27 protein-coding genes are annotated in these 25,958 nt (G+C 67.7%); 12 read left to right on the forward strand and 15 right to left on the reverse strand.

What is annotated here, in order from left to right; all coding sequences use genetic code 11:
• Positions 1 to 124: 124 nt before the first annotated feature.
• On the reverse strand, positions 125 to 1,045 hold the full coding sequence (locus tag G0Q01_RS04695) for a hypothetical protein (RefSeq protein ID WP_164213046.1): 921 nt from the start codon (positions 1,043 to 1,045) through the stop codon (positions 125 to 127).
• 220 nt (positions 1,046 to 1,265) lie between these two features.
• The gene (locus G0Q01_RS04700; RefSeq protein WP_203594904.1) at positions 1,266 to 1,484 is read right to left on the reverse strand and encodes a hypothetical protein; all 219 of its coding nucleotides are present in this window, start codon (positions 1,482 to 1,484) and stop codon (positions 1,266 to 1,268) included.
• A gap of 578 nt (positions 1,485 to 2,062) precedes the next feature.
• Between G0Q01_RS04700 and G0Q01_RS04705 the strand changes: the two genes are divergently transcribed.
• Positions 2,063 to 3,124: an SDR family NAD(P)-dependent oxidoreductase gene (locus tag G0Q01_RS04705; RefSeq protein WP_164193668.1), complete on the forward strand. Its 1,062-nt coding sequence runs from the start codon at positions 2,063 to 2,065 to the stop codon at positions 3,122 to 3,124.
• A 66-nt stretch (positions 3,125 to 3,190) separates the two neighbouring features.
• Here the strand turns inward: G0Q01_RS04705 and G0Q01_RS04710 are convergent, their stop codons facing one another.
• Positions 3,191 to 3,598, reverse strand: a complete 408-nt coding sequence (locus G0Q01_RS04710; protein ID WP_164213047.1) for a universal stress protein — start codon at positions 3,596 to 3,598, stop codon at positions 3,191 to 3,193.
• A 284-nt stretch (positions 3,599 to 3,882) separates the two neighbouring features.
• Here G0Q01_RS04710 and G0Q01_RS04715 point away from each other — a divergent pair, with 284 nt between their 5' ends.
• Positions 3,883 to 4,578 carry a winged helix family transcriptional regulator gene (locus G0Q01_RS04715; RefSeq protein WP_164193674.1) on the forward strand — a complete coding sequence of 232 codons (696 nt, stop codon included), beginning with the start codon at positions 3,883 to 3,885 and terminating at the stop codon, positions 4,576 to 4,578.
• Between the two features lie 25 nt (positions 4,579 to 4,603).
• On the opposite strand, the gene G0Q01_RS04720 is transcribed toward G0Q01_RS04715, so the two are convergent.
• Positions 4,604 to 4,921, reverse strand: a complete 318-nt coding sequence (locus G0Q01_RS04720; protein WP_095883755.1) for an antibiotic biosynthesis monooxygenase — start codon at positions 4,919 to 4,921, stop codon at positions 4,604 to 4,606.
• Positions 4,922 to 5,123: 202 nt separating this feature from the next.
• On the opposite strand from G0Q01_RS04720, the gene G0Q01_RS04725 reads away from it, so the two are divergent.
• The 4 genes from G0Q01_RS04725 to G0Q01_RS04740 all read left to right on the forward strand — a co-directional run bounded on the left by G0Q01_RS04725 (position 5,124) and on the right by G0Q01_RS04740 (position 8,620).
• The gene (locus G0Q01_RS04725; protein WP_095883756.1) at positions 5,124 to 5,828 is read left to right on the forward strand and encodes a DUF484 family protein; all 705 of its coding nucleotides are present in this window, start codon (positions 5,124 to 5,126) and stop codon (positions 5,826 to 5,828) included.
• The gene (locus G0Q01_RS04730; protein ID WP_164193677.1) at positions 5,825 to 6,751 is read left to right on the forward strand and encodes a tyrosine recombinase XerC; all 927 of its coding nucleotides are present in this window, start codon (positions 5,825 to 5,827) and stop codon (positions 6,749 to 6,751) included. The genes G0Q01_RS04725 and G0Q01_RS04730 overlap by 4 nt, the downstream gene beginning before the upstream one ends.
• Positions 6,752 to 6,788: 37 nt before the next feature.
• The gene (locus G0Q01_RS04735) at positions 6,789 to 7,418 is read left to right on the forward strand and encodes a ribonuclease HII (RefSeq protein WP_164193681.1); all 630 of its coding nucleotides are present in this window, start codon (positions 6,789 to 6,791) and stop codon (positions 7,416 to 7,418) included.
• 89 nt (positions 7,419 to 7,507) lie between these two features.
• Positions 7,508 to 8,620: a site-specific DNA-methyltransferase gene (locus G0Q01_RS04740; protein ID WP_164193684.1), complete on the forward strand. Its 1,113-nt coding sequence runs from the start codon at positions 7,508 to 7,510 to the stop codon at positions 8,618 to 8,620.
• A gap of 135 nt (positions 8,621 to 8,755) precedes the next feature.
• On the opposite strand, the gene G0Q01_RS04745 is transcribed toward G0Q01_RS04740, so the two are convergent.
• From G0Q01_RS04745 to G0Q01_RS04760, 4 genes are read right to left on the reverse strand one after another with little or no spacing between them, the layout of a single operon-like run.
• Positions 8,756 to 9,298 carry a cytochrome b gene (locus tag G0Q01_RS04745; RefSeq protein WP_164193687.1) on the reverse strand — a complete coding sequence of 181 codons (543 nt, stop codon included), beginning with the start codon at positions 9,296 to 9,298 and terminating at the stop codon, positions 8,756 to 8,758.
• 18 nt (positions 9,299 to 9,316) lie between these two features.
• Positions 9,317 to 10,102: an ABC transporter ATP-binding protein gene (locus G0Q01_RS04750; RefSeq protein WP_164193691.1), complete on the reverse strand. Its 786-nt coding sequence runs from the start codon at positions 10,100 to 10,102 to the stop codon at positions 9,317 to 9,319.
• Entirely contained in the window at positions 10,099 to 11,142 is a 1,044-nt protein-coding gene (locus G0Q01_RS04755) for an iron ABC transporter permease (protein ID WP_164193694.1), read from the reverse strand. Before G0Q01_RS04755 ends, G0Q01_RS04750 begins: the two co-directional genes overlap by 4 nt.
• Entirely contained in the window at positions 11,139 to 12,224 is a 1,086-nt protein-coding gene (locus G0Q01_RS04760; RefSeq protein WP_164193897.1) for an ABC transporter substrate-binding protein, read from the reverse strand. The genes G0Q01_RS04755 and G0Q01_RS04760 overlap by 4 nt, the downstream gene beginning before the upstream one ends.
• 147 nt (positions 12,225 to 12,371) lie before the next feature.
• On the opposite strand from G0Q01_RS04760, the gene G0Q01_RS04765 reads away from it, so the two are divergent.
• The gene (locus G0Q01_RS04765; RefSeq protein ID WP_164193698.1) at positions 12,372 to 13,247 is read left to right on the forward strand and encodes an alpha/beta hydrolase; all 876 of its coding nucleotides are present in this window, start codon (positions 12,372 to 12,374) and stop codon (positions 13,245 to 13,247) included.
• A gap of 21 nt (positions 13,248 to 13,268) precedes the next feature.
• Here G0Q01_RS04765 and G0Q01_RS04770 read toward each other — a convergent pair whose 3' ends face one another.
• The 5 genes from G0Q01_RS04770 to G0Q01_RS04790 all read right to left on the reverse strand — a co-directional run bounded on the left by G0Q01_RS04770 (position 13,269) and on the right by G0Q01_RS04790 (position 20,052).
• Complete coding sequence (locus tag G0Q01_RS04770; RefSeq protein ID WP_164213048.1) at positions 13,269 to 17,135, reverse strand: non-ribosomal peptide synthetase; 3,867 nt, start codon at positions 17,133 to 17,135, stop codon at positions 13,269 to 13,271.
• A gap of 1 nt (position 17,136) precedes the next feature.
• Positions 17,137 to 17,373 carry a phosphopantetheine-binding protein gene (locus tag G0Q01_RS04775; protein ID WP_203594906.1) on the reverse strand — a complete coding sequence of 79 codons (237 nt, stop codon included), beginning with the start codon at positions 17,371 to 17,373 and terminating at the stop codon, positions 17,137 to 17,139.
• A complete protein-coding gene (locus G0Q01_RS04780; protein WP_164193706.1) occupies positions 17,370 to 18,998 on the reverse strand; it encodes a (2,3-dihydroxybenzoyl)adenylate synthase in 1,629 nt (542 codons plus the stop codon). The genes G0Q01_RS04775 and G0Q01_RS04780 overlap by 4 nt, the downstream gene beginning before the upstream one ends.
• A 134-nt stretch (positions 18,999 to 19,132) precedes the next feature.
• The gene (locus G0Q01_RS04785) at positions 19,133 to 19,552 is read right to left on the reverse strand and encodes a DMT family transporter (RefSeq protein WP_164193710.1); all 420 of its coding nucleotides are present in this window, start codon (positions 19,550 to 19,552) and stop codon (positions 19,133 to 19,135) included.
• A complete protein-coding gene (locus G0Q01_RS04790) occupies positions 19,549 to 20,052 on the reverse strand; it encodes a DMT family transporter (protein ID WP_164193713.1) in 504 nt (167 codons plus the stop codon). Before G0Q01_RS04790 ends, G0Q01_RS04785 begins: the two co-directional genes overlap by 4 nt.
• A 331-nt stretch (positions 20,053 to 20,383) precedes the next feature.
• Here G0Q01_RS04790 and G0Q01_RS04795 point away from each other — a divergent pair, with 331 nt between their 5' ends.
• From G0Q01_RS04795 to G0Q01_RS04815, 5 genes are read left to right on the forward strand one after another with little or no spacing between them, the layout of a single operon-like run.
• Positions 20,384 to 20,815 carry a hypothetical protein gene (locus tag G0Q01_RS04795; protein WP_370457228.1) on the forward strand — a complete coding sequence of 144 codons (432 nt, stop codon included), beginning with the start codon at positions 20,384 to 20,386 and terminating at the stop codon, positions 20,813 to 20,815.
• Complete coding sequence (locus G0Q01_RS04800; RefSeq protein WP_164193715.1) at positions 20,812 to 21,465, forward strand: MotA/TolQ/ExbB proton channel family protein; 654 nt, start codon at positions 20,812 to 20,814, stop codon at positions 21,463 to 21,465. The genes G0Q01_RS04795 and G0Q01_RS04800 overlap by 4 nt, the downstream gene beginning before the upstream one ends.
• Positions 21,458 to 21,850: a biopolymer transporter ExbD gene (locus G0Q01_RS04805; RefSeq protein WP_255455546.1), complete on the forward strand. Its 393-nt coding sequence runs from the start codon at positions 21,458 to 21,460 to the stop codon at positions 21,848 to 21,850. The genes G0Q01_RS04800 and G0Q01_RS04805 overlap by 8 nt, the downstream gene beginning before the upstream one ends.
• Positions 21,850 to 22,236, forward strand: a complete 387-nt coding sequence (locus G0Q01_RS04810) for a biopolymer transporter ExbD (protein WP_108968248.1) — start codon at positions 21,850 to 21,852, stop codon at positions 22,234 to 22,236. Before G0Q01_RS04805 ends, G0Q01_RS04810 begins: the two co-directional genes overlap by 1 nt.
• Positions 22,233 to 23,291, forward strand: coding sequence for an energy transducer TonB (locus tag G0Q01_RS04815; protein WP_164193723.1), 1,059 nt, complete (start codon positions 22,233 to 22,235; stop codon positions 23,289 to 23,291). Before G0Q01_RS04810 ends, G0Q01_RS04815 begins: the two co-directional genes overlap by 4 nt.
• A gap of 13 nt (positions 23,292 to 23,304) precedes the next feature.
• On the opposite strand, the gene G0Q01_RS04820 is transcribed toward G0Q01_RS04815, so the two are convergent.
• A complete protein-coding gene (locus G0Q01_RS04820; protein ID WP_164213049.1) occupies positions 23,305 to 24,054 on the reverse strand; it encodes an autoinducer binding domain-containing protein in 750 nt (249 codons plus the stop codon).
• A gap of 84 nt (positions 24,055 to 24,138) precedes the next feature.
• Positions 24,139 to 25,926, reverse strand: a complete 1,788-nt coding sequence (locus G0Q01_RS04825) for a TRAP transporter fused permease subunit (protein ID WP_164193730.1) — start codon at positions 25,924 to 25,926, stop codon at positions 24,139 to 24,141.
• Positions 25,927 to 25,958 lie beyond the last annotated feature (32 nt).

Here is a 25,958-nt window from a genome sequence, read left to right on the forward strand (position 1 = left end):
TATAAATTGGCGCAACGCGATTGAAAAAAACCGCAGTAAATTGAAATCGAATTCTTAAAAATCACTTATCAACAATCATTTTCAACAGAAATTCCAAGTAGTTCATACCCCCTTCGCGGTCCGGTCATCCCTCTTCGCAGAAGCGGGACACCTCGGTGAGGGCCCGCTGCAAATCCGAATAGGTCAGCCGCCCGTAGCGCGCGCCATTCAGGCAACCCGCCATGGCCTCGAAGACCTCGGGCGACATCGCCTCCTCGCCGGACCAGGCGGCCCCGAGCAGCACCGAGAAGGTCTCGGCAAGCGACAGCTCCGAGACCGAGGCCGGGCCGTCTTGCTGCCGGTCAAGTTTCAGCACCCAGCTCACGTCCTTCCAGCCAGCCTCACCCGACAGGCCGAGGTAACGCACGCTCAGCGCATCCGGGCGCAAGTGCTGCCCGGCGTCCTGAATCTCGGCCCGGCGGTGGTCGAGCAAGGACCACGATCCTTCCTTGAGCGTCACCGGGAACGGCAGGGCCGAGGCCTCGCCGCTTTGCGAAAGCAGCACGATGTCATCGCTCAGCAGGGCAAATCCGGCGCCTTCTAGCGCGGTCGCAAGCGTGCTCTTGCCCGCTCCCGCGTCGCCCAGCAGCAGCAGACACCGCCCATCCCTGCCAAGCTGCGCGGCGTGCAGCATGATGTATTGCGTATGATCAAAGAGGGTCTCGGTCATCTTGATCTTGAGCAGGGGCACCGCCTCGTGCGGCGCCACCCACTCCATGTCCCCATCGCGGCGCGCGATCCCGATGCGGTCTCCGTCGCGCTGCACCACCAGATGCGCATCGCCCCGTCGGGGCGCCACGGCCAAATGGGCGAAACAGGGCATGAGCTCCGTGCGCAGGGCGTCATCCTCGAAGGCCACCACGACATGAACGCCGGCCAAATCGAGCGTTTCGGAACAGCCGACCCGTGCCGGGCCGCTGGTGGTCGCAAGCGGCTCGAGCGCGCCGATCTGCATCAGGTCAAGAAGAATGCCGCCACCTGTTTCGGCAGCGGCATCCAATGTCACGGACGCAACGCCAAGTTCAAACCCTGCCCAAGCCTCGGCCACCGGGGGAGTGGCCGAAAACAGAAGTTCCTTCTCTGGGACCAAGAGAAGATGCTGACGGTTCACTTGCGCCAGCGTGACCCCTGCAGCGGGGAGGACAAAAAGGGGTTCACTCAACAAATTACGTCTTCTCGAAAATGAAGAAAATCAGGAAGCCGGGTAAAACAAACGCCCGGCCGGCTTAATGCGAGCCGTATCTCTTCTTCATCTTGTACTTGCGACCGGGTTTGCAGTTCACGCCGCCCGAACGGAAGATGCCGCCGGCATTTGCCTGCATCGAGGTCGACAGCAGCGCGGTCACAGCCAGCGGCGTCACCGCTGCATATTTCCCGGCCTTGCCAAGCAATTCACGACGGCCAGGAGACTCGAGAGAATCCCCCATGGGGGTTTTGTCAGTCATTTTAAAACTCCTTTTTCCAATGATTCGAACTATAGCGCAGCCCGCTGGTTGTGCCAATTATCTTTAAGGCTGCGTTAACCGAGGCTGCACACACACTTCACCGCGCGCCGACGCGAGCGCTGCGGGATTATCTTCAGCCGGCGCGGCAAAGCCGTTTCGTTGCAAGAGAATAGACTGCTGTAACAGTCCTATGAGACAGATCGGATCGTACGCGCTGCAGAGGTGGTGATGCCCAAAAAATAGGCAAATCTCTGTTCTCCACTCTGGCAACATTTCGCGAACGCCCGGCCGGGCCGCCGCGCCGTCACGCTGCACGGCCCTTTAACCGGTTGTCCGCGCGCCAAGCCGCTCGCTCGAATCACCCGTTTCGTGCACTCTTCGCACTCCGCGAGGGGCCATTAGCGTCTCGCAAATCGATCGAGCGCGCGTAAGGCAAGTCGCCGCTTGAATAGGCCGGGACCGGCGGTGCACCGAGCAAAGCCGGCCTCAAAACAGAAAGCTCTTGCGTTGTGCGCAAGCTGCCCACAAGACAATAGATATTGATTTCTTAAAATATTTTTTTTGGTAGGAGTTCATTGATGCGCACGGCCTTGGTCACTGGCTCGTCAGGCTTTATAGGGTACCATCTGTGTCAACGACTGCTGCACGATGGGTTTCGCGTCGTAGGGGTCGACAATCTTTCCAACTATTATGACGTGGAGCTGAAACGGCGCAGACAGGCCCTACTACAGAAGCACGCTGATTTCTCAGTTCTCAACAGCGCCATCGAGACCAAAGGCTTGCTTGACGAGATTTTCGCGCGCGAGAGGCCCGACGTCGTTGTGCATCTGGCGGCGCAGGCGGGGGTGCGCCACTCGCTCGAGGATCCGCGCAGCTATCTCGAAAGCAACATGATGGGCACCTTCGAACTGCTCGAGGCGGCGCGTGCCTATCAGCCGGGCCACATGCTGCTGGCCTCGACCTCTTCTGTCTATGGCGCCAACAAGGAAATGCCCTACACCGAATCCGAGCGCACCGATCACCAGATGTCCTTCTACGCGGCAACCAAGAAGGCGACCGAGTGCATGGCGCACAGCTATGCGCATCTTTACGATCTGCCGACCACCATGTTCCGCTTTTTCACAGTCTACGGCCCCTGGGGCCGCCCGGACATGGCGCTTTTCAAGTTCACCAAGGCGATCCTCAGCGGCGCGCCGATCGACGTCTACAACCATGGGCGGATGATGCGCGACTTCACCTATGTCACCGACCTGGTGCAGGGGATCCGGATGCTGATCGACGTGGTGCCCAAGCGGCCAGAGGGCGGCATCGTACCCGAGGGAGACTCGCTTTCCCCGGTCGCGCCGTGGCGGGTGATCAATATCGGCAATTCGCAGGCCGTGCCGCTCGGCGAGTTCATCGCCGCCATCGAGCGGGCCACCGGCCTCGAAGCTCGGCGCAACCCCATGTGCATGCAGCCCGGCGACGTGCCGGCGACCTGGGCCGATGCCTCGCTGCTGCACAGGCTGACCGGCTACCGCCCCGACACCGATCTCGCCAAGGGGGTGCAGGCCTTCGTCGACTGGTACCGCGATTACTACGGCACCAACGACTGGTCGCAGTCCTCGCTCGCCTCGGGCGATCTGCGGCGCATTTCCTAGCCGCGGTCCATACCCCCGCGCGGGCCGCCCCGTGGCGCCCGCGCAGCCTGTTTCCCTGCCCCTGCCTCAGCGCAGCACATGCACCGCGCAATGGGCGTGGCGCACGACCACCGCCGCGGTCGAGCCGAGCAGGTAATCGCTCATCGCCGGCTGGTGCGAGGCAATGACGATCAGGTCGCAAGCGTTCTCTTCGCCATATTCCAGAATAGACCGCCCAGAGTGCCCATCGATCACGATGCCCTTGGCCCCCGGCACCTTCGCCGCCATGTCGCCGAGCTCCTTCTCCAGCGCGGCCCGGGACTGCGGGAGATAGTCCGGCGGCAGGTAGGTGACGGCATAGCCCGGGATGTGCTCCAGCACATGCAGCAAGGTGATCGTCGCGCCGGGCTCGGCAAGCGCTTTGGCGACCTCGAGGGATTTTTGCGCCTTCGAGTCACTGTCGAATGCGATCGGCACCAGAATGTTCTTGTACATGAAAGTTCTCCTTTCCTGACCTGACGGCATCTTGGGCTCTTCGAAGGTATAGCGCCTTGATACAAATCATCCTCCCCGCCCCAAGCTGGCAACACATTTCGGGCACAATTGCGCGCTACTCCTTGGAACGGGCCGCAGAACGCGCCGCCCTCCCCCGACGGATCCGCCCAGATCCATGGGAGGCCCGGGTTTCCCGGCAGACCTGCAAGAATGGTCACCCTCGCCCCCAAGAGAACGGATTTTCCGCCGGGCCAGCGCCCGCGGTGCATAAGAGGAGCCCGCCCATGCGTTATCTGATTGCTGAAACCACCTGGAAGATGATGAGCCTCGGTCACGCCTTGGCGCAGACCGGCACGCTGCTGACCCGCTGCGAGGCCGCCGAGGACATCGAAGAGTTCCACCGCATCGGCGCGCACGACCTCCTGGTGATCGAGGCCAGCGTGCTGCGAAACCAGACCACGCTGACCCGTCTGCGCGAGCGGAATCCCGAGGTGCCGATCGCGGTCATCTCGCGAGAGGCGGACGGCGCTCAGATCGCCGCCTGGCTGATGGCTGGCGCCGACACCGTGTTGCCCTCCGAAGCCTCCTCCGAAGAAATCCTTGCCCGCCTCGGCGCAGTGGCGCGGCGCGCGCATGGCGTGTCGCTGCCGGTCAGCGATTGCGGCCCGCTGCGCTTCGACCTCGAGAAACGCCGGGTGCATTTCGGCGCCACGACGCTCTCGCTTTCGCCCAAGCTCTACGAGATCCTCGAGTTCCTCGCCCTGCGCCCCGGCCGCCTCGCCACGCGCGAGACGCTGATGAACCACGTCTACGGCTTCGAGAACGAGCCGGCGCCGCGGGTCTTTGACGTTTACATGTGCAACCTGCGCGCCCATCTCGCCCCGGTCGAGGCAGCGCTCGCCATCGAGACGGTGCGCGGCGAGGGCTACCGGCTGCGTGTCTCCGAGCGCCGCGGCACTGCGCGAACGATGGCTGCCTGAGCCCCCCTGCGGCGGGGTGGCAAGGTCAGTAGACCGCCGCCACCTCGTAGAGCACCGGCTCGAAGCTGCGGCACAGATCGTTGAACCGGCGGTTCCAGGCGCGCATCTCGGAGCTGCGCAGCATGGCGAGGAAATCCTCGCGCCGCTCCCATTGCGAGTAATTGGCGATACGGGTCTGCGCGTCGTTCACGTGCAAGCCCGCCCCCACGAACCCCGGCTGCTTCGAGATAAAGGCGTCATAGGCCTCTTCCAGCGCCTCGAGCAGGTCCTGGCAGGTGCCCGGGCTGGTCTCGAATGTGGTGACGACCGTCTGGGCGGAGCTGGGGTGGGTGATGGTGGGCATGAGATCCTCCTCCTGTGCCCCGTGCAGTCTGCCAGAAATCCCCGCGCCGCCAAAGCCTTCCCTTCGCCGCGCGGCGCGGTCATCACACCTCGCGGAAACACGCCGGTCGTCCAAGAAAGGGGGCGCAATCACGCGTTGGACCTGATAGGGTCTGCACAAAACACGGATCACCCGGAACAGGCACGGACAGACCGGAACAGGCATGAGCAGTCCCCGTATCGACGAGACGCTGCGCGAGCAGCTGCTCTCTCGCCCCGACATGATTCTCGATGATCGCGACCTGATGCAGGCGCTCATCGCGTCGAACGAACGCGCCATGGGCTCCAATATCGTGGACCTGCGCGGCATCGCCATGGAGCGGCTGGAGTCCCGCCTCGACCGGCTCGAGGACACCCACCGCAGCGTCATCGCGGCCGCCTACGAGAACCTCGCCGGCACCAACCAGATCCATCGCGCCATCCTGCGAATGCTCGATCCGGTGGCTTTCGAGCCCTTCCTGCGCGATCTCAACGGCGAGGTTGCCGCGATCCTGCGAGTTGACGTCATGCGGCTGGTGCTGGAAACCGGCCACCCCGACGACACCCGCGCCGTCAGCAAGCTCGGCGACGTGTTGTCCCTGGCCGAGCCCGGCTTCGTCTCGAGCTACCTTACCGAGCGCACCGACGCGCCGCTGCGGCAGGTTACCCTGCGCCAGCTCGGCGCCGGCGACACCCGCATCTTCGGACCGCGCGCTGACTTGATCCGCTCCGAGGCCTGCCTCAAGCTCGACTTCGGCCCGCGCCGCCTGCCCGGCCTGCTGGTCATGGGCTCCGAGGATCCGCAGATGTTCACGCCGCAGCAGGGCACCGATCTGCTCGCCTTCTTCGGCGGGGTCTTCGAGCGCACCATGCGGCGCTGGCTGTCGTGAGCCTCGCGCTCACACCCGCCGCGCGCGACGCGCTGCAGACCTGGCTCGAGCACGCCCGCGCGCTGAAGAACGCCTCGGAGAACACCATCACCGCCTATCGTGGCGACGTGGCCGAGTTCATCGCCTTCCAGACGATGCACCACGCCGAGCCGCAGGGGCTGAAGCCCCTGGCGCGGGTGACCACGCCGGACATGCGCGCCTTCCTCGCCCACCTGCATGGCAATGGCTGCGCCGCCCGCTCCATGGCACGCAAGCTCTCGGCGGTGAAAAGCTTCTACCGCTGGCTCGCCGAGCGCGAGGGCTTCGAGCCCACCGCGGTGCTTTCGGCGCGCGCGCCCAAGTTCCAAAAAAAGCTGCCCCGTCCGCTCACCGAGGACGCCGCCCGCGCGATGATCGACACCGTCGAGATGCAGTCGCGCGAGGGCTGGGTCGGGGCGCGCGACGCGGCCGTGGTCACCCTGCTCTACGGCTGTGGCCTGCGGATCTCCGAAGCGCTGGGGCTGACTGGCGCCGACTGGCCGTTCGACGAGTCGCTGCGCATTCTCGGCAAGGGCGGCAAGGAGCGCATCGTGCCCGTGCTCCCCGTGGCACGCCGCGCGGTCGAGATCTACCTGCGGCTCTGCCCCTTCGAGATCACCCCCGACAGCCCGCTTTTCCGGGGCGCCCGCGGCGGCAAGCTCAATGCCCGGCTGATCCAGTCGGTGACCGAAAAGGCACGCATGCAGCTTGGCCTGCCCGCCAGTGCCACGCCCCATGCCATGCGCCACAGCTTCGCCACGCACCTGCTGTCGGCCGGGGGCGACCTGCGCGCCATCCAGGAGCTGCTGGGCCACGCCTCGCTCTCGACCACCCAGGCCTATACCTCGGTCGACAGCGTGCACCTGATGAAGGTCTACGAGGCCACCCATCCCAAGGCGGGCTGAGCTTGCCCTGCTGCGCCCAAGGGCGCAGAACACCGGCATGACAGCACCTGATACATCTTTCGAGTCGCCCTTCTGGGCCGAAGGCGCGCTGGTCGCCGGGGTGGATGAAGTCGGCCGCGGGCCGCTCGCCGGGCCGGTGGTCGCCGCCGCGGTGATCCTCGATCCGGCGCTGATCCCCCTCGGGCTCAACGACTCCAAGAAACTCACCCTCAAGCGCCGCGAGGCGCTCGAGCCGATCATCCGCGCACAGGCGCAGGTCGGCCTGGGCGTGGCTTCGGTCGAGGAGATCGACGAGATCAACATCCTGCAGGCCACCTACCTCGCCATGCGCCGTGCCGTTGCGGCACTGCCCACCGCCCCCGCGCATCTGCTGATCGACGGCAACCGCCTGCCGTCCGATCTGCCCTGCCCCGCGACGGCTGTGGTTAAGGGGGATGGTAAGTCTGTGAGTATCTCGGCTGCTTCGATCGTCGCGAAGATCTGGCGCGACGATCTGATGCGGGACTTGGCGCAACAGTATCCCCATTACGGCTGGGAAACGAACGCAGGCTACGGCTCCAAAAGACACATGGATGGCCTTCGAGATTTCGGTGTGACCCCACACCATAGAAGATCCTTCGCACCCATACACAATATCTTGTATCAAGACGCAAACGTAAGGTCCTGATTTAAAAAAACAAATTGACCCCGATTCGCTGTTCCCTCATTTTATCCCCAATCCAAGAGCGCAAAAATGCGCCGGGGCAGAGGCAGAGAATGACAGCAATGACGAAAACCAAGGGCGCAACTGCGCTCCCGCTCAACACGATTCTTTCCGGCGATTGCATCGAGCAGATGAATGCGCTGCCGGAGGCGTCGGTTGACCTGATCTTCGCGGATCCCCCCTACAACCTTCAGCTGAAGGGCGATCTGCACCGCCCCGACAACTCCCGCGTCGATGCCGTCGACGACCATTGGGACCAATTCGACAGCTTCGCTGTCTACGACCGCTTCACCCGCGACTGGCTCAAGGCCGCCAAGCGCCTGCTGAAGCCGAACGGTGCGCTCTGGGTCATCGGCTCCTATCACAACATCTTCCGCGTCGGCGCGGCGCTGCAGGATGCGGGCTACTGGATCCTCAACGACGTCGTTTGGCGCAAGTCGAACCCGATGCCGAACTTCCGCGGCAAGCGCTTCACCAACGCCCATGAGACGATGATCTGGGCCTCGAAGAGCGAGGGCGCCAAGTACACCTTCAACTACGAGGCGCTGAAGGCGCTGAACGAAGGCGTGCAGATGCGCTCCGACTGGGTGCTGCCGATCTGCAATGGCGGCGAGCGGCTGAAGGACGCCAACGGCGACAAGGCGCACCCGACGCAGAAACCCGCCTCGCTGCTGCATCGCGTTCTTGTCGGCTCGACCAACCCCGGCGATGTAGTGCTCGACCCGTTCTTCGGCACCGGCACCACCGGCGCCGTCGCCAAGATGCTGGGCCGCGACTTCATCGGCATCGAGCGCGAGGCGGACTACCGCGAGGTCGCCGAGAAGCGCATCGCCTCGATCCGCCCCTTCGACCGCTCGTCGCTGGAAGTGACCCGCGCCAAGCGCGCTGAGCCCCGCGTGCCCTTCGGCCAGGTGGTCGAGCGCGGCATGCTGAGCCCCGGCGAGATGCTGGTGTCCTCCTCGGGCAAGAGCGCCAAGGTGCGCGCCGATGGCACGCTGATCGGCGACGAAGTTAAAGGCTCGATCCACCAGGTCGGCGCCCAGCTCGAGGGCGCACCCTCGTGCAACGGCTGGACCTACTGGCACTTCAAGCGCGAGGGCAAGCTTGTGCCAATCGACGTGCTGCGCCAGCAGATCCGCGACGAGATGGCCGACCGTCCGAACTGAGTTTCAGGAACAAGACAAAGGTTTCACGACCGCCGGTGCCTGCTTCGGCAGGCACGAACTTGCCCCGCCAGCGCACCCGCGCGGCGGGGCTTTTTCTATCCCTGTATCAGTGATTTAGCTTCGTGCCGGAGCGGCTCAGCGCCGCCCCGCCATCTTCCGCAGCGTGCCGTCGCGCCAAAACCTCTCGTGCACGGCGACCATGGCGATATGTCCGACGATCAAGACTGCCAGCACCCAGCCCAGTTCGCCGTGCAGCAGTCCGGCCAGGCTCGTGGCCCATGCGATCTCAACCTCGCGCGGGGCAAAGACCTCGAACCCGAACGGCGCAAACCCCCGTGTTCCGCCCCAGGCGCGCAGCAGGGCCAGGGTGGGGATGGCAATCATCAACGCGTAGAGAAGCCCGTGGCCCGCGGCCGCGGCCTTGGCGAGCATCCCCGTGCCATGATCCGGGCGGCGCTTGCGGCTCGCCAGCGCCCACAGCGCGCGGAACATCACCAGCCAGAAGATGACAAAGCCCACCGTCTGGTGCGTGCCGACGAAGAAGCCGACGAAATCATTGCGTCCGAAGATCAGCTTCAGCCCCATGCCGAGGAACTGCCAGAGGATCAGCACCGCCACCGCCCAGTGCAGCCCCCGCGAGACCGCGCCGTAGCGGTCAGAGCTGTCGAAAATCTGCATCGTAATCTCTCCTGAAAGTCAGGGCTGCGAGAGCCCGTCGACCATGACCATCACCCGCCCTTCCGAGCAGCGTTCGACCCGAGCATCGATGCCATAGACCTGCGACAGGCTCCGCGGTGTCAGCACGTCCGAGGGCGCGCCCGAACCGCGCAGGGCGCCGCCTTCCAGCAGCACCACCCGGTCGGCCCACTGCGCCGCCAGCGCCAGATCGTGCAGCACGGCGATCACGATGCGCCCCTCGCGGGCCAGCTTTCGCGCCTCCGACAGCAGTTGGAACTGCCGTGCCAGATCAAGCGCCGAAGTCGGCTCGTCGAGCAGCAGGAGCTTCGGATCGCGGATCATCGCCTGCGCCAGCCCCACCGCCTGCCGCTGCCCGCCAGAAAGCGCCGCCATGGGGCGCAGCGCCAGCTCGGCCAGACCGAAGCGCGCCAGGACCTCCAGCGCATGCCGCCCCGCCGCAGGGCCGCGCAGCGCGCGCCCCGCGAGACCGCCGCCCGCGTTCATCGCCACCATCAGGCTGTCAAGCACTGTCAGCGCCGAACGGCTCTCGAGGCTCTGCGGCATGAAGCCCACGAGCCGGGCCTGCTCGGCGCGCGGCAGGGCGTGCAGCGCCCGACCTTCCAGCGTGATCTCTCCAGTCGAGGGCAGCAGCCCGGCAATCGCCCGCAGCAGGGTCGATTTGCCAGCCGCATTCGGCCCGGCGATCACCGCGAATTCCCCCATGGCGAAGGGCGGCAAACTCAGACCGTCGATCACCCGGCGCGGACCACGCGCGACGGTCAGATCGCGAATATCAAGGCTCATCGCGCCTCCCTCCGCAGCACGAGAGCAAAGAACACCGGCAGGCCGACCAGCGAGGTCACGATCCCCACCGGCAGCAGGATCCCGGGCACCAGCAGCTTCGAGGCAACCGAGGCGAGCGACATCAGCAGTGCCCCGGTGAAGAGGCTTGCCGGCAGCAGAAAACGGTGATCCTCGCCCACTGCCATCCGCGCAATATGCGGCCCGGCGAGGCCGACGAAGCCGATCACGCCGACCATGGAGACCGACGCCGCCGCCAGCAGGCTCACCCGCACCAGCGTCCAGCGCCGCAGGTGCGCCACGTCGAGCCCGAAGCCCTGCGCCTGATCGGCCCCGAGCCGCAGCGCCGTCAGCCGCCACGACGCGGCGAGCGAGAAAGGCAGGCAGGCCGCCAGCACCAGCGCCAGCATTGCGATGCCCTCCCAGCGCGCGTTGACGAGGCTGCCCATGGTCCAGAACACCAGCTGCTGCAGCGCATCCGGCGAGGCGACAAATTGCACCAGCGCCAGCAGCGCCGCGGCGGTGAAGTTGACCGCAATGCCGAGCAGGATGACCACCTCGGAGCCGCCGCCCCGCAAGGCGGATGCCAGCTGCAGCAGCCCCAGCGCCAGAAGCGCGAAGACAAAGGCGTTGCCCGACACCGACCAGAGCGCCGGGATGCCCGGCAAGGACAGCCCCAGCACGATCGCCACCCCCGCGCCAAGCGCCGCCGAGGCCGAGATGCCGAGCGTGAAGGGTTCGGCCAGCGGGTTGTCGAGCACGGTCTGCATCTCGGCCCCAGAGAGTGACAGCGCCGCGCCCACGAGCAGCGCCATGATCGCGACCGGCAGGCGGACCTGCCAGACGATCACCTCTGCGGCCTTCGGCACCTCGCCTGCCCCGGTCAAAGCGCCAAGCACCTGCCCGAGCGGCAAGCCCGACGGCCCCGAGACCAGATCGAGAAGCACCGAGAACCCCGCGCCCAGTCCCAGCAGGGCGACGAGCAGAACCCGGCGCTGGCTGCGCCGCGACTGCTCGGCAAGGATCGCCTGGACCGCGCTCATTCGGCAGGGGTCCAGTAGCTTCCGGTCATCTCGACCGGCGAGAAGCGATCCTCGAACTCGGCCATGGTGGCCATCGGGTCAAGATCCGGGAAGAGGTCCGGGTGGAAGCGCTTGGCCAGCGCCTCGATCAGCGCGATATGCGCCGGGAAATCGTTGAACAGGTGCCAGATGCCGATGGCCCGCCCCTCTCGCACCGCCCGGAGGTCGGCGAAGCCGGGGGTGGCGAGCAGCGCGGCGAAGCTCTGCGCCGCCGTCTCTGCGCCGATCCCCGCGCCCAGCACCAACCCGCCGCGGGCCTTCATATGCGCGCCGCCGGTGGCGAGGTAGACATCCGGGTCCGAGGCCAGCAGGTTCTCCAGCCCGACGTTGCCCATCACCCCGGGCACGCTGTCACGGCCGATGTTGTAGCCTCCCGCGGCCTCGACGAACTCGTCAAAGACCCCCGGCCCCACGGTGGCGCAGCAGTTGGTCGGCGCGGCATGCACGTGGATGAAGACCCGCGGCGGCGCAGGCTGAGCGGCCTTCAGCGTGGCCCGGACCTTGTCGAGGTGGCTCTGGTAGAAACCGGCAAACGCCTCTGCCCTCTCTTCGGCCCCGGTCAGCGCACCGATCAGCCGCAGGCTCGGCAGGGTGTTCTCGAGCGGCGCGGTGAAGAAGTCGACAAAGGCCACCGGAATGCCCGCCGCGTCCAGCTGGCGCAGCGGCATCTCCATCTGCGGGTCCGTCGCGTCCATCAGGCTCAGCAACACGAGGTCGGGCATCAGCGCGATCGTGCTCTCGACCGAGAGCAGACGGTTGCCTGCCCCCACCGGCGCCACGTCAGCCAGCGCCGGGAACTTCGCGAGATAGGCCTCATAGGTCGCCGGATCGAGTCCCTTGTCCTGCCGCCAGCCCGCCAGCAGCGCCACCGGGTCCGCGTGCAGCATGCCCAGCACCGCAAGATGCCGCCCCTCGCCCAGCACGATCCGCCGCGCCGGTTCTTCCAGCACCACCTCGCGCCCGGCCAGGTCGGTCACCCGAATCTCGGCGCGCGCCGAGCCCGCCCCGAGCAGCAGCGACGCCAGAACCACGGAAAGACCCATCAAAAGCCAGCTCGAGGTAAGAATGCACGGATGCCTGAGACGCGGCGTCATGAGAGTCCTTTCTTCGGCATGATCGGCCATTGCAGCCGGGGCCAAGGGAAATTACTTGAGTGGTATTGTCAACTAATAAGCCCGAGAGCGGATCCCATGTGCGAAACTGCCCCGCAGACCCCGTTGCCGCCGCATCGCGGACGGGACGCAACGCTGGAAATCCTCGCGACGCCAGTCTCTTCGCACGTCCTCACCAGTCGCGTTCTGCCGCGCGAAACCTGCGGCCCGGACGCTCCCGACGTGCCCGCAACGCGGCTCTTCCTTGCGGTTCCCAAGGCACCCGCGCCGAAGAGAGGTTGGCCGATCCTCTACCTGCTCGACGGGAATGCGGCCTTCGACTTCCTGACGGCCGCGCTGCTCGAAGGAGCACCTGGGCTGATCGTCGCCGGGATCGGTTACGACACCGACAAGCAGTTTGCCCGCAGCCATCGCATCTTCGACTATTCTCCGCCCGTGGCGCCCGGCGCCGCGCCGCGGCCCGACCCGCACCACCCCGAGCGGCGCGCCGGCGGCGCCGAGGCCTATCTCGCCCGGCTGACCGGTGGCATTCGCGCCGAGGTCGAGCATGGCCTGCCGGTCGACGCCGCAAGGCGAACGCTCTGGGGGCACAGCTTCGGCGGGCTCTTCACGCTCTATACCGCGCTGACAAGGCCAGACAGCTTTGCCCGCTTCGCCGCAATCAGCCCGTCGGTCTGGTGGGACGAGACGCTGGTCGCCCGGCTTGTCTCGCAGCGCGGCATCGCCGCAGGCCCGCCCCGGGCACTGCACTTCGGCATGGGCGACAAGGAGAAGCGCACAGGCAGCGCCGGGCCGCAGCCCGAGGGACCGCCCCCGCCCACCCAGCGGATCATCGAGCAGCTTCGCGGTGCGCCCGCCGGGCTAGAGATCTCGGCCCAGGTCTACCCCGGCGCGGTGCATATCGCCTCGCTCCCGGCCTCGCTGCCCGGGACGCTGGCGTTGGCGGCCCGGTAGAAAGCGAAACCGGGCCCTGGCTCAAGCCCTCTCCCGCAGCAGCGCCTCGGCCTGCGCCATGCGCACCGAGAATTCCGGCCCCAGTGCCTCGGCCGCAACCTGCGAGACCATCTCGGGATGCAGCAGCGGCAGATCGAGCGGCTCGACCCGCGCTGCGTGGGCGTCCCAAAGCCCGGCATGCAGGTCGCGCCCGGCGTGGTCACGCGCCGCACGCACATGGGTGAGCGTGCCCGAGTAGCGCCGGTGTTCATGGCCCCGGATCAACCGGTTGGTGCCGGTAACGAGCAATACCACCGCGTCGAGCACCGCCTCCGGCAGGCTGCCGAGCGGCGTGCCGCCCTGCTTGAGAAAGCCCACCACCGCCGCGCGGCTGTCGAGTTCGGGATGGCTGTCCGGGTCGTGACCGGCAATGGCCAAGAGGGCGCGCAGCGCCTCGGCGTCCGAAAGCTCGGGTTCGGCCCGCCAGCACTCGGCGGGGTAGCTGTCGAGCAGGGCGACAAGCCCCGGCGCGCGGCCGCGCGTCGCCAGCTCCACCGCGATCTCCTGCGCCAGGATACCGCCCACCGACCACCCGGCGAGATGGATCACGCCTCGCGGCGCCTGCGCCTCGATCCGGTCGGCGTAATCTACGGCGAGCCTGCGCAGGGTGCCAGGCAGCGGCGCGCCGGTCAGCAGCGGCGACTGCACGGCGAAGACCGGGCGCGGCGTCGTCAACGTCCGCGCCAGTCGCCGGTAGCCCCAGCCGAGCCCGCCCGCCGGATGCAGGATGAAGAGCGGCGCGCCCTCCCCCTCGGCCAGCGGCAGCAGCGGCGCGAGCCCCGCCTGCGCCGTCTCCGCCATCTCGAGCGCCCGGGCGAGCTGGGCAAGCCCCGGGGTTTCGAAGATCTGCCCCAGCCCCGAATCCTGCCCGAAGGTGGCCTCGATGCGGAAACTGAGGGTCAGCGCGGTCAGGCTGTCGCCGCCAAGGTCGAAAAAATCCGCCTCGCGGCTCGGTGTCTGGGGCAGGTGCAGCACGTCGCGGTAGAGGGCGGCGAGACGCTCCTCGACCGGGCCGACCGGAGGTGTGCCGACGGGCATCTCGAGCACCGGCGCGGGCAGCGCCTTGCGGTCGAGCTTGCCCGAACTGGTCATCGGCCAGCTCTGGAGCGCCACCACCGCAGAGGGCACCATATGCGCGGGCAGCGCGGTCGCCAGTTCCGCCATGAGCGGCGCGCTGTCGAAGCGCGCCCCCGTCAGCACATAGGCCACGAGACGCGGGTCCGCGCCGCCGTCGGCGCGGGCGATCACCACCGCATCGCGCACCAGCCCCGTCGCCTTGATCGCGCCCTCGATCTCGCCCGGCTCGATGCGCATGCCGCGGATCTTCACCTGATGATCGGCCCGGCCCGCGTAGACCACCGCGCCGTCGGGCCGCAGATAGGCCAAGTCGCCCGTCGCATAGAGCCGCTCGCCGGGGCGGAAGGGATCGGGGATGAAACGCTGCTCGGTCAGGTCGGGGCGGCCGAGGTACCCCCGCGCCAGCTGCACCCCGCCGAGGTAGAGCTGTCCGTGCACCCCGGGCGGCACCGGGCGCAGGCGCGCGTCGAGCACCTGGACGCGGGTGTTCCACACCGGGAAACCGATGGGCAGCGGCAGGCTGTCGTCCTGGGGGGCGGCCTCCCAATAGGTCACGTCCACCGCCGCTTCGGTCGGGCCGTAGAGATTGTGGAGCTGGGCCGTTACCCGCGCGTGGAACCGCGTGCGGTGTTCGGCGGTCAGCGCCTCGCCCGAGCAGAAGACGCGGGTCAGCGACAGCCCCTCGGAGGCCGGGGCCTCGAGGAAGGCCGAGAGCATCGAGGGCACGAAATGCATCGTGGTGATGCCCTGCGTGCGCACCAGCCCGGCGATGGCCGAGGGATCGCGATGCGCACCCGGCTCGGCAAAGACCAGCGTGCCGCCGCAGAGATAGGGCAGGAACAGCTCCCAGACCGAGACGTCGAAGGTGGTCGGCGTCTTCTGCAGGATGCGATCCGTGGTATCGATACCGTAATGGTCGCGCATCCACAGAAGCCGGTTCACGATCGCGCGGTGCTCGATCATCACGCCTTTGGGCTCGCCGGTGGAGCCGGAGGTAAAGAGGATATAGGCCAGATCGTCCGGCGTGGTGCCGGGCTCCGGCGCCGCGCCGGTCGCGGGCCATGACCCGGGCGCAAAGGCGGCCATGCCCCCGGCGTCAAGATCACCCTCCGCCAGCAGCGCGACCGCGCCGGTGCGCTCGAGCAGCGCGGCAAGCCGCGCGGGCGGATTCTCGGGGTCGAGCGGCACATAGGCGGCGCCGGCGCGCAGGATGGCCACCAGCGCGACGGCCAGATGTTCGCAGCGCGGCAGCGCCGTGGCCACCACCTTGCCCGGCCCGGCGCCCTGCGCGCGCAGCGCGGCGGCAAGCGCGGCGGAGCGGCGGTCCAGTTCGGCGTAGCTGAGCGTCTTCTTGCCATAGACAACCGCCGGCGCCTCGGGCGCGGCGCGCATCTGCGCGAGGATCAGCTCGGTGAGCGTGGTGTCGGGAATCTCATGATCGGTGGCGTTGACCTCCTCGACCGCCCAACGTTCTTCGTCCGCCGTCAGTGTCGGCACCTCGGAGAGCCGCTCAGCCTTCAGCGCCGCCGTCAGGAACGCTGCCAGCCGGTCGAGATGCCGCTGCGCCGCGTCAGCCGAATAGAGTTCCGGGTTGCTGTCGATCTCCAAAGACAGCGAGGCGGTCGCGTCGCCCCGGAAGGTGGCGGTTATATCGTCCACCGCCCCGGCCCCGAGGATATGCAGATGCGCCTCGAGCCCGGCGAAGCGCGGCGGCATGTCGAAGGGCTGGACGTTGATCATCGGGCCGTAGAGCCGCGCGTCGATGGCGGTGCGCCGCAGGTCCCGGCGCAGCTGTTCCGACCGATAGCGGCCATGCTTGCGTAGCGCGCCGAGCCGCTTCGCCTCGGCTTTCAGAAGCTCAAGGAGCGGCCTGTCCTCGTCGGGGTCGCAGCGATAGGGCAGGACGTTCATCCACATGCAGGGCACGCGGGCCGCTCTGGTGCCCATGCGGGCCATGAAGGGCAGGCCGTAAACCCGCTCGCCCGCACCCGAGACGCGCGAGAAATAGGCCGCGCTGAGCACCGTGAGCACATCCGGCCAGCCGACGCCCGCCGCCTTGGAAACGGAGTTCAACGCCTCGCAAAACTCGGGCGGCAGGTCCAATCGCGCGCGGTCGAAGCGCGCCGAGGTGACCGCGCGCCCCTCGGCAGGTCCGGCGACCGTCTCGAGGCCCCGCATCTCGGCCAGCCAGAAGGCGGCATCGGCGGCCCGGCGGTCGGACTGACGATAGGCCGCGTCGTCCTCCAGAACCGGGTCCAGCGCCGGGAAGGCAGCGGGGGTCTTGCCGGTCGCCTCTGCGGAATAGATCTCGCCCACGCGGTTGGTCAGCAGCACGATGCCGAAGCCATCGGTGGCAAGGTGGTGGATGCGCTCGTACCAAAAGGCCCGGGCCCCGCCGAGGAGGTAGAGCACGAAGCGCCCGGCTTGTTCGTCGGCAAGATCCACAGCGCGGCCACTGTCAGCCATCATCCGGGCCCGGGCCTCTCCCTCGGGATCGTCCAGCCCCGAAAGGTCCACCACTTCGAGCCGCGGTCCCACCTCTGCGAGCCATTGCCGCGGCGCGCCGCCCTGCATGCCGAAGCGCAGACGCAGCGCCGGGCTCTGAGCCGCCGCCGTCTCGAAGGCGCGGGCGAAGCGGTCCACGTCGAGCGGGCCGAGCAGCTCGATGTACTGGCCGCAGTTGAAGATCGGGTTCGCGCGGTCGAGCGCCTGTGCATACCACAGGCCCTCCTGCGCCTCGGTCAGCGGGAAAGCCGCGCGCCCCGTCGCCATGTCAGGCCCCGGCGTGCTGGGCCGCGACCACGCCCCACCAGGCGGCGAAGGTCTGGTGCTCCCAGATCTCTGAGAGATCCGCCTCCTCGGCCGCCTCCTGCCAGGTCATGACCAGCGACATGAGCCGCATGGAGTCGAGCCCGAGATCGAAGAGGTTGGCCTCGGCGGTGATCTCCTCGGGAGTGATCTCCAGCGCCTCGGCGATATCGGCGCGCATCTTGTCCTGCGTAAGGCTCACGCGGTCTCTCCTTTTTCCAGGTATTTATCTTTCAGCGCGGCGCGCAGGGCCTTGCGGCTGACCTTGCCCACTGCGGTGGTCTCGAAAGCGGGCACGAAGACGATCTGGTCGGGCACCTTGAACTCGGCGATGCCGCGGCTGCGGACAAAGGCCTTGAGGTCCTTTGACTGCACCTCGACCGCATCGCTGCGCACCACGAAAGCGCAGGTCTTCTCGCCGAGGAAGCGGTCGGGCACCGAGACCACCGCTGCGTCGAAGACGCCTTCGTGGGCGATCAGATGATCCTCGACCTCCTCGGCAGAGATCTTCTCGCCGGCGCGGTTGATGTGATCGCCTGCCCGGCCGCGCACCTCGAGATAGCCGCCGGGCAGGCGGCGCACCACGTCGCCGGTGCGGTAGAATCCATCGGCAGTGAAACTGCGGGCGTTGGCCGAAGGCTCCTCGTAGTAGCCGCGAATGGTGTAGGGCCCTCGGGTGTAAAGGTTGCCGGGTTCGCCTTCGGGGACCGGATTGCCTGCATCGTCAAGCACCAGCACCTCGTCGTCGGCGCTGATCGGCCGGCCCTGAGTATTGATGATGATCTCTTCGGGGTCGTCGAGCCGGGTGTAGTTCACCAGCCCCTCGGCCATGCCGAAGACCTGCTGCAGGGTGCAGCCAAGCAAGGGTCGCACCCTCGCCGCCGCCTCGGGGATGAATTTCGCGCCGCCGACGCCCAGCACCTCAAGGCTCGAAAGGTCGTGCTTGCTGCGCGGCGCGGCCTGCATCCACAGGAGCGCGAGGGGCGGCACGAGGCCGGTGATCGTGACACCATGCTCGGCGATCAACCTGAAGGCGACCTCGGGCTGCGGGTTGGGGCTCATCACCACCGTGCCGCCCGCATGCAGGGTGCCGAGATAGCCGGGAGAGCTCATCGGAAAGTTGTGCGCAGCGGGCAGCGCGCACAGGTAGACGCTGTCGGCGCTCAGCCCGCAGATCTCGGCCGAGGCGCGGACGCTGTAGAGATAGTCGTCGTGCGTGCGGGGGATCAGCTTCGGCAGACCGGTGGAACCGCCGGAGATCTGCAGGAAGGCGACCGCGCGCGGGTCGCGCGCGACCGGGGCGGCGAGCCCCTGGTCGCCGAGACTGTCGAGGGCGGTGAACTCTGCGGCCTCACCCGCCACGATCACATGCGCGACGCTGTCGATCTCGGCCAGTACCTTGCGCGCCATCGGCAAGTAGTCGAAACCGTCGTGCCGGTCGGCAACCACATAAGCGCGGGCGCCGGACTTGGCGGCAAGGTGCAGAACCTCGGTCTCGCGGTGCGCGGGGAGCGCGTAGACCGGCACCAGCCCGGCGTAGAAAAGGCCGAAGACCGCGACGAGGAATTCGGCGCGGTTCGGCAGCTGCACAAGCACGCGCTCGCCCGGCACCAGCCCCAGACCTGCGAAGCCCTCGGCAGCGATGCGGGCGCGGCGGGCCAGCTCGGCGTAGCTCCAGCGGGCCTCACCGGCGACCAGCGCAAGGCGCGCGCCGTGAGTCGCCTCCAGCCGGTCCAGCATCTGACCGAAGGTCTCCCCCTGCCAATAGCCCTTGTCCACATAGCGTTTCGCGAAGTCTTCGGGCCAAATCTGCTGGGGGATGCTCATGGTCTTGTCGCCTCTGACTGTTCCTGCACCGCGCGTCGGATCGCGCCTTTGCGCTACCAATCACTACAAAAACAGTCAACTTACAAGCCCGTGTATTTGAGTCGGGAATTCAGCGCCGTTCCCTGACGCGTGCTTCAGCCCCTCCGGCTCAGGTAGACCCCCAGCAGGATCAGGGCGACCCCGGCGAGCTGCATCCAGAGCACGGCCTCGACCCCGCGCAGCAAATCCAGAGCGACGCTCGAGAGCATCTGCCCGGCGACCAACAGACCGCCGGTCAGCGCCGCACCGAGCCGCGGGATGAGCCAGCTGCCGCTGGCCACGAAGACCACACCGATTGCCCCGCCCACCCAGGCGAACCAATGGGCGGAGGCCGCCTCGGCGGGCCAGAAGCTGCCCGCGATCAGCGCGCAGGGCACAAGCACCGCGAAGCCGACAAGGTGGTTCCAGAACGACGACTGCATGGCCGAGGTCGAGAGCGCGAGCCGCCCGTTGAGCTGGCGCGACAGCGCCACCAGCATGCCCGAGCAGAGGCCGAGAAGGATCATCCAGATCATGCCGCGCCCGCCCGTGCGAAGATGATCAGCAGCGTGCCCCCGACGATTGCCGCCAGCGCCAGCAAGTCGTTGCGCCGCGGCAGCCGCCGCTCGAGCCCCAGTGCGCCGGTGGCGTCGAAGAGCAGCGCCAGCAGCACCTGACCGGCGAGCCCCAGCGCCATCGTACCGGTCAGCGCCAAGGACGAGTTCACCACCACCGTCGAGACGACCACCGTCAGCGCGCCTGAGATGCCGCCGAGATACGCCCAGAGCGGCGCCCGACCCACAGACGCACGGGCCTGCACCGGCTTGCGGAGCCGGAACAGCAGGAGCAGCACCACAGCCACCACCGTGCCGACGCCATGGGCGGTCAGCGAGGCGAAGATCGGCGTCGTATGCGCGGCCATCATGCCGTTGCTGAGCAGCATGAGCGTCAGCAAGCTTCCGGCGCAGAGGGCGGCAAGGATCTCGAAAGGGTGCGGCCGGCGCGGCTCTGCGGCGGGGGGAATACGGGCAGCCATGGTCTGTCCTGCTGTCTGGAGGGCACTTGCAACCTCCTTACGCTGCGGAAGTGGCGGAGGTAAGCCCCCGGTTGCGCGAGATATTGCACCGCGCGGCACGAGCGCCTCCGGCCGCCGCAAGTACGCCCTGCTGGCGCGGCGGCTTCGCCGGGAATGGGCGTGTTCAGCCCAGCCCCTAGGGAAGCTTTATTCTGGATTGATTTAGTCAGGTATTGAGCATCGCTTGCGTTCGTGCCAGACAGAGCGAGAATGGAGTCCTATCTCCCCGTGCATGCCAGCCTCCGGACCCCCGCGGGCGAGCCCTTCTAGCCAAAGTCAGGAGACCCAAGTTTTGCGTATTCTCCGCATGACCCTGCCGCTTCTCATGCTGCTGCCGGTGCCGCTCGCCGCCCAGCAGGCCGGGACCGGCACCGCCGGAACGCTCTCGCTCGAGCTCAACACCACCAAGAGCGTCGAGAGCGGCTGCCAGCTCAGCTTCCTCATAGAAAACGGCCATGACACCGACATCGACGCGGCGGTTTACGAGACCGTGCTGCTGAACACCGAAGGGCAAGTCGACCGGCTGACCCTCTTCGATTTCGGCGCCCTGCCCGCCGGCCGTCCGCGCGTGCGCCAGTTCGTGGTGCCCGGCACTGGTTGCGAGGGCCTCGGACAAATTCTCATCAATGGTGCCAACCGGTGCGAGGCGGGCGGCACCGAGTCGAACCTCTGCACCAAGGGGCTCGAGCTTAGGTCGCGCAGCGACGTGGAGGTGATCGGATGATCGATACGATCCTGGACGGCCTGCGCCGCATCGCCGACCTCGGCGGACCGGTGGTTCTGCTGCTGGTCGCCATCTCGCTGCTGACGCTGGCGGTGGTGCTCTACAAACTCTGGCAGTTCGCTGCCTCGGGCGTCGGCCGCCACGCAGCGCTGCGCGAGGCGGTCAACGCCTGGGACCGCGGCGACCGCGCCGGCGCGCGCGAGGCGCTGAACCGCTCGCGCTCCTACCTGCGCCCGGTGATCGATATGGCCATGTCCGGCCAGACCGATCCGGCACGGCTCGAAGCCGAGGCCGAGACCCGTTTCGCCCGGCTCGAAAAAGGGTTCCGACTGCTCGACTCCGTGTCGCAGTTGGCGCCGCTGCTGGGTCTCTTCGGAACCGTGCTCGGGATGATCTCGGCCTTCCAGTCGCTGCAGGACGCGGGCAGCCAGGTCGACCCGTCGATCCTTGCGGGCGGCATCTGGGTGGCGCTGCTGACCACGGCGGTCGGCCTCGTTGTCGCCATGCCCACCGCCGTGATCCTGAGCTGGTTCGAGGCGCGCATGGAATCCGAGCGCGTGCTGGCCGAGCGCGCGGTGCACACCATCCTGTCGCCCACCGGCAGCACCGCCGAGGCGCGGCTGGCCGAGGGTGCCGCACGCCATGCGTAAGATCCGCCGGCGGCGGAGGCTGTCGATGACCTCGCTCATCGACGTGATCTTCCTGCTGCTGCTCTTCTTCATGCTGACCTCGACCTTTACGCGCTTCGCCGAGGTGGAACTCGCCGCCGCCGGATCCGGGGCCACTGCCGCGGACACCCGCCCGCTGTTCCTGCAGCTCGGGCCCGAGACGGTCCGGCTCAACGGCGCCGAGATGACCCTCGAGGAGCTTCCGGCCAAGCTGGGCGAGACGCGGGGCGAAGTCGCCGAGAACACACCCCCGCAGCCGCTCATCGTGGCGCTGCGCGGCGAGGTCTCATCGCAACGGCTGACGGATCTGCTGGTGGCCCTGCGCGGCGTCAGCGGCTTCCGCGCCACGGTTCTGGGAGCGTCGTGATGCGCCGCAGGAAACAGAAATCCGAGCGCGAACCAACGATCGCGCTGATCAACATCGTCTTCCTGATGCTGGTCTTCTTCCTCGTCGCGGGCACCGTCGCGCGGCCGCTCGATCCGGCGCTGAACCTCGTGCACACCGCCGATCTCGAAGGTGCCGCGCCCGCCGACGCGCTGGTGATCAACGCCGATGGCAGCATGTCCGTCCGCGGCGAAGCGATCGAGGCGCCCGAGGCCTTCCTCGAAGCGCTCGGCGACGAGGCGATGACGCTCGCGCGTCTTGTGCCCGACCGCGACCTGCCCGCCGCAAGGCTGGTGGAGATCGGCCGTGCCCTGCGTGCCGCCGGGGCCGAGAAGGTGATGATCGTCACCGAAAGGGGGCTTGAATGATCGCATCCTCGCGCAAGGTGAAGCTGGCCGCCGCAGTGCTGGCGCTTTCTGCTCATGGCGGCGCATTGCTGGCGGTGATGCCGCCGAAGATGCAGGCCGAGATGGAGGGCATGGCCGGTGGCAGCGACCTCGCCCTCGGCACGGATTTCGCCGACATGGCCGTGGGTACGATCAGCGCCGATCCGGTCGAGGAGACCGCCGAGACGGTCGAGCCCGACCAGCCGGAGCCGATCCAGCCGCAGCAGATCCAAAAGGCGCAGCCCGTTGCCCCTGTGCCCGCACCCGAGCCCCCTCGCGAGGCCGAGCTGACCGCCGCCCTGCCCGTGGTTCCCCCGCTCGAGGCAGAGCCGGTGCTGCCAGTCGCGCCGGTGGCGCCTGTCGAGCCCGAGGACCAGCCCGAGCCTGAGCTTCTGGAGGCGCAGCCGCCGCAGACAGTAGATACGCCCGAACCGGAGATCGCCGGTCCCGCGAAGCCCGAGCCGGAAACGCTCACCGCCGAGGCCCCGGAACCCGAGACGCTCGCCGCCGAAGAGCCCGAGCCCGAAGACGTCACCGAGACCGCGCCGGAGCAGTCCGCGCGTCCGAAACTGCGCACACCCGATGTCGCGCAACGCGCGCGGGAGCCCGAACCGCAGCCCCAACGCAAGCCCGAGCCAGCCCCCGAGCCGCGCCGTCAGGCCGCGCGTCCGCAGGGCAATGCCGAGCAGAACGCCACCGCCGGGGCGGCGACCGGTCGCGCCGGAGGCAGCTCGGCCACCGCGGGCAACGGCGGCAAGGCGCAGGAGGCCGGCAATGCCGCCGTCAGCAATTACCCCGGGCTGGTGATGCGCAAGCTCTCGCGGGTGCCGCGGCCCCGGGTGAACGCGCGCGGCGCGGCCGTCATCGCCTTCAAGGTCTCCGGCAACGGCGGTCTTGCGGGAGCCTCGGTGGCGCGCAGCTCCGGCTCGGCGACGCTGGACCAGGCAGCTTTGCGTGTTGTGCGCAGCGCCTCGCCCTTCCCCGCGCCACCGGCGGGGGCGCAGACGAGCTTCACGATCCAGATCAAGGGACGGTGATCGGGCGCCGCCCTCAGAGCGAGAGCAAGCCCCGCGCCATGGCCATCGACAGCGCCTGCTCGGGCGCGGCGACGCCCAGCGTCCTGCAGGCGCTGAGCAGGTGGCGGGCGGCCTCTTGCTCGGTGATCGTGAAGCGCTCGGCCACCTCATGCAGCCGCAGCCCGTGCGCGAGATAGCCAAGCACGTCGCGCTCCCGCGCACTCAGCTGCGCCCAGGGCGACTCGCAGATCCATTCCTGCGCGGTCTCCTCGCCTGGCGGCAGGATCGCGTCGTTGAGCATCGCCGAGATCGCGCGGAACGCGCGCGCCGTTCCCGGACCGTACAAATCCTTCGGGTCGCTGGCGCAACCAAGCACGATGGTGCGCTCGCTGGCACCGACGATCCAGGTCTGAGTGAGCAGATAACGGTACTCGAAGTCCATCAGGCAGCCATACAGGTCGCGCTGACGCGTGCCGCCCGACCGGCGGTACCTCTCCGAGACATCGACGAATTGCCTCTTGACGCCCGCCTTGCAGGCGGCCAGGACGGGATCGACTTCGTAGAAACGGGCCTGATGGTAGTGCCGCAACCAGCGCATATCCATCGAACTACGCAGCCACGCCACCTCGCGCGAGTCGCGCATGATCGCGCCGCAATTGAGGTCCGTGGCCCCGATCCTGCGCCCGATCCGCACCGCCGCATCCCAGGAGTCCTGCGCGCTTTGCGCCCCTGCAAGGGTGTCAGCCGTGTCGATCAACAGCTTCGCGTAACGAGTCGAAACCATGTCACTCACGTCTTCGTTTGCGTATCCCACCTCAATGTGAACACGGGATTGCATGAAAGGCCAGAGAGAAAGTTTCCGTAGCGTCTATAGCATAGGTTGAAGCAGGATTCCGCCGAAGACGACGGCCAGCCCCGAGACGATGCAGAGCGCCCTGACAAATGCCGGGCGCCGGCCGATCAGCCCATGGGAGATAAGTGCCAGGCCAAGGCCGATCCGGACGAAGGCAAAGAGCGCCAGCGACGGGGCCGTGGTCAGCTCGAGGATGCCCGGGTTGGCGATCATGCCGAGCGGGATGATGTAGAGCCCGATCCCCAGCGCCATGGCGGTGCCCGCCACCTTCACCCAGTTCTCGCCGATCATCCCCGCCGCGATGAACACCGCGCCGCAGACCGGCGGCGTGATCGTCGACAGCAGCGCAAACCAGAAGACGAAGAGATGCGCCTGCAGCGGCGCGAGGCCGAGCTGGGTCAGCGCCGGTCCCGCGATCGAGACGCAGATCACATAGGCCGCGGTGGTCGGCACCTCCATGCCCAGCACAAGGCAGGCCAGCGCGGTGAGGATCAGCGATGGCCAGAGCAGGCCGCCCGAGCCCGACAGGATCAGCGAGGTGATCTTGACCCCGAGGCCCGTCACCCCGAGCACCCCGATCACGATCGAAGCACAGAGGATGATCGCGGCGATCATCGCAACCTGCTTGGCCGAGTTGAGCAGCGCCTCGGTGACGCGCTCCGCGGTCTGGCGCGGATCGAAGGTCAGCCGGCCATTGGTCAGAAGCAGCAGCGCGCCCGCGAGGATCGCGAGGCAGGCGGCGTATTGCGGCGTGTAGCCAACTCCGAACATGCCGATCATCAGCACGGTGAAGGGCACGAGGAAGAACAGCGCGGTGATCACCACGTCGCGCTTCGCCGGGCGGTCCTCGTCACGGATGCCCTTGAGCTCGAAGCGCGTGGCATAGGCGTTGATGCCGACCCAGACCGCCCAGAAATAGAGGATCGCCGGCAGGATCGCCGCGCCCATGATCTGCGTGTAGGGGGTGCCGGTCAGCTCGACCATGACGAAAGCCCCTGCCCCCATCAGCGGCGGCATGATCTGCCCGCCCGAGGAGGCCACTGCCTCGACCCCGGCGGCCAGCCGCTTGGGGTAGCCGAGCCGGGTCATTGCCGGCAGGGTGATCGCGCCGGTGGAGGCGACATTGGCGCTGGCCGAGCCCGAGATCGAACCGAAGAGGGCCGAGCTGAGCACGGAAACCTTGGCCGCGCCGCCGGTCAGCCGCCCCGCGGCGGCGGCGGCAACGTTCATGAAGCCCTGCCCCGCCTCTCCGGCGTTGAGGACAGCGCCGAAGATCACGAAGATTGACACCACGCCGACGGAGACCGCGGTGAGCGAGCCCCAGATCCCGCCCTCGGCGATGGTCATCGTGCCGAGGAAGCTCTGGATCGGCGTGCCGGCGTGGCCGAATTCGCCCGGGATGTACTGCCCGAGAAGCGCATAGGCGAGCGCGATCACCGCGACCAGCGGCAGCGGCCAGCCGATGGCCCGCCGCGCTGCCTCGATCACGCAGAGCAGCAGCACCGCCGCGACGCCGATCTGGAAATTGCTCTCGAGAAACCCGTACTGGTCGCCCAGCATCTCGTGGTTGAGCGCGATCCAGCCCGCGGCACCGACGCCCAGAACGGTCAGCACCGCGCCCGAGATCACCTGCCAACGTCCGGTTGCGCCGAAGAGGAAGACCCAGGGCAGGATCACCGCCATGTGCAGCGGCCGGCTGACGAGATTGGGCACGAGCCCCGAGAACACCAGCCCGAGGTGATAGACCACGACCAGCGCCGCCAGCCCGATCCACACCGCCCGCTGCCATGCCGCTTGTGGCATTTGCGTCTCAAGCCCCATCACCTGCCCTCGTC

The organism is Salipiger sp. PrR007 (assembly GCF_010499845.1).
GTDB lineage: Bacteria > Pseudomonadota > Alphaproteobacteria > Rhodobacterales > Rhodobacteraceae > Salipiger > Salipiger pacificus_A.

Excerpts from the sequence above, each read along its gene's own strand:
- G0Q01_RS04825 (WP_164193730.1), bottom strand. The coding sequence starts at position 25,926 with ATGCCACAAGCGGCATGGCAGCGGGCGGTGTGGATCGGGCTGGCGGCG.
- G0Q01_RS04765 (WP_164193698.1), top strand. The coding sequence starts at position 12,372 with ATGTGCGAAACTGCCCCGCAGACCCCGTTGCCGCCGCATCGCGGACGG.
- G0Q01_RS04745 (WP_164193687.1), bottom strand. The coding sequence starts at position 9,298 with ATGCAGATTTTCGACAGCTCTGACCGCTACGGCGCGGTCTCGCGGGGG.
- G0Q01_RS04810 (WP_108968248.1), top strand. The coding sequence starts at position 21,850 with ATGCGCCGCAGGAAACAGAAATCCGAGCGCGAACCAACGATCGCGCTG.
- G0Q01_RS04750 (WP_164193691.1), bottom strand. The coding sequence starts at position 10,102 with ATGAGCCTTGATATTCGCGATCTGACCGTCGCGCGTGGTCCGCGCCGG.
- G0Q01_RS04720 (WP_095883755.1), bottom strand. The coding sequence starts at position 4,921 with ATGCCCACCATCACCCACCCCAGCTCCGCCCAGACGGTCGTCACCACA.
- G0Q01_RS04785 (WP_164193710.1), bottom strand. The coding sequence starts at position 19,552 with ATGATCTGGATGATCCTTCTCGGCCTCTGCTCGGGCATGCTGGTGGCG.
- G0Q01_RS04710 (WP_164213047.1), bottom strand. The coding sequence starts at position 3,598 with ATGTACAAGAACATTCTGGTGCCGATCGCATTCGACAGTGACTCGAAG.
- G0Q01_RS04700 (WP_203594904.1), bottom strand. The coding sequence starts at position 1,484 with ATGACTGACAAAACCCCCATGGGGGATTCTCTCGAGTCTCCTGGCCGT.
- G0Q01_RS04790 (WP_164193713.1), bottom strand. The coding sequence starts at position 20,052 with ATGGCTGCCCGTATTCCCCCCGCCGCAGAGCCGCGCCGGCCGCACCCT.
- G0Q01_RS04805 (WP_255455546.1), top strand. The coding sequence starts at position 21,458 with ATGCGTAAGATCCGCCGGCGGCGGAGGCTGTCGATGACCTCGCTCATC.
- G0Q01_RS04715 (WP_164193674.1), top strand. The coding sequence starts at position 3,883 with ATGCGTTATCTGATTGCTGAAACCACCTGGAAGATGATGAGCCTCGGT.
- G0Q01_RS04725 (WP_095883756.1), top strand. The coding sequence starts at position 5,124 with ATGAGCAGTCCCCGTATCGACGAGACGCTGCGCGAGCAGCTGCTCTCT.
- G0Q01_RS04780 (WP_164193706.1), bottom strand. The coding sequence starts at position 18,998 with ATGAGCATCCCCCAGCAGATTTGGCCCGAAGACTTCGCGAAACGCTAT.
- G0Q01_RS04705 (WP_164193668.1), top strand. The coding sequence starts at position 2,063 with ATGCGCACGGCCTTGGTCACTGGCTCGTCAGGCTTTATAGGGTACCAT.
- G0Q01_RS04760 (WP_164193897.1), bottom strand. The coding sequence starts at position 12,224 with ATGGGTCTTTCCGTGGTTCTGGCGTCGCTGCTGCTCGGGGCGGGCTCG.
- G0Q01_RS04770 (WP_164213048.1), bottom strand. The coding sequence starts at position 17,135 with ATGGCGACGGGGCGCGCGGCTTTCCCGCTGACCGAGGCGCAGGAGGGC.
- G0Q01_RS04740 (WP_164193684.1), top strand. The coding sequence starts at position 7,508 with ATGACAGCAATGACGAAAACCAAGGGCGCAACTGCGCTCCCGCTCAAC.
- G0Q01_RS04800 (WP_164193715.1), top strand. The coding sequence starts at position 20,812 with ATGATCGATACGATCCTGGACGGCCTGCGCCGCATCGCCGACCTCGGC.
- G0Q01_RS04820 (WP_164213049.1), bottom strand. The coding sequence starts at position 24,054 with ATGGTTTCGACTCGTTACGCGAAGCTGTTGATCGACACGGCTGACACC.
- G0Q01_RS04815 (WP_164193723.1), top strand. The coding sequence starts at position 22,233 with ATGATCGCATCCTCGCGCAAGGTGAAGCTGGCCGCCGCAGTGCTGGCG.
- G0Q01_RS04755 (WP_164193694.1), bottom strand. The coding sequence starts at position 11,142 with ATGAGCGCGGTCCAGGCGATCCTTGCCGAGCAGTCGCGGCGCAGCCAG.
- G0Q01_RS04735 (WP_164193681.1), top strand. The coding sequence starts at position 6,789 with ATGACAGCACCTGATACATCTTTCGAGTCGCCCTTCTGGGCCGAAGGC.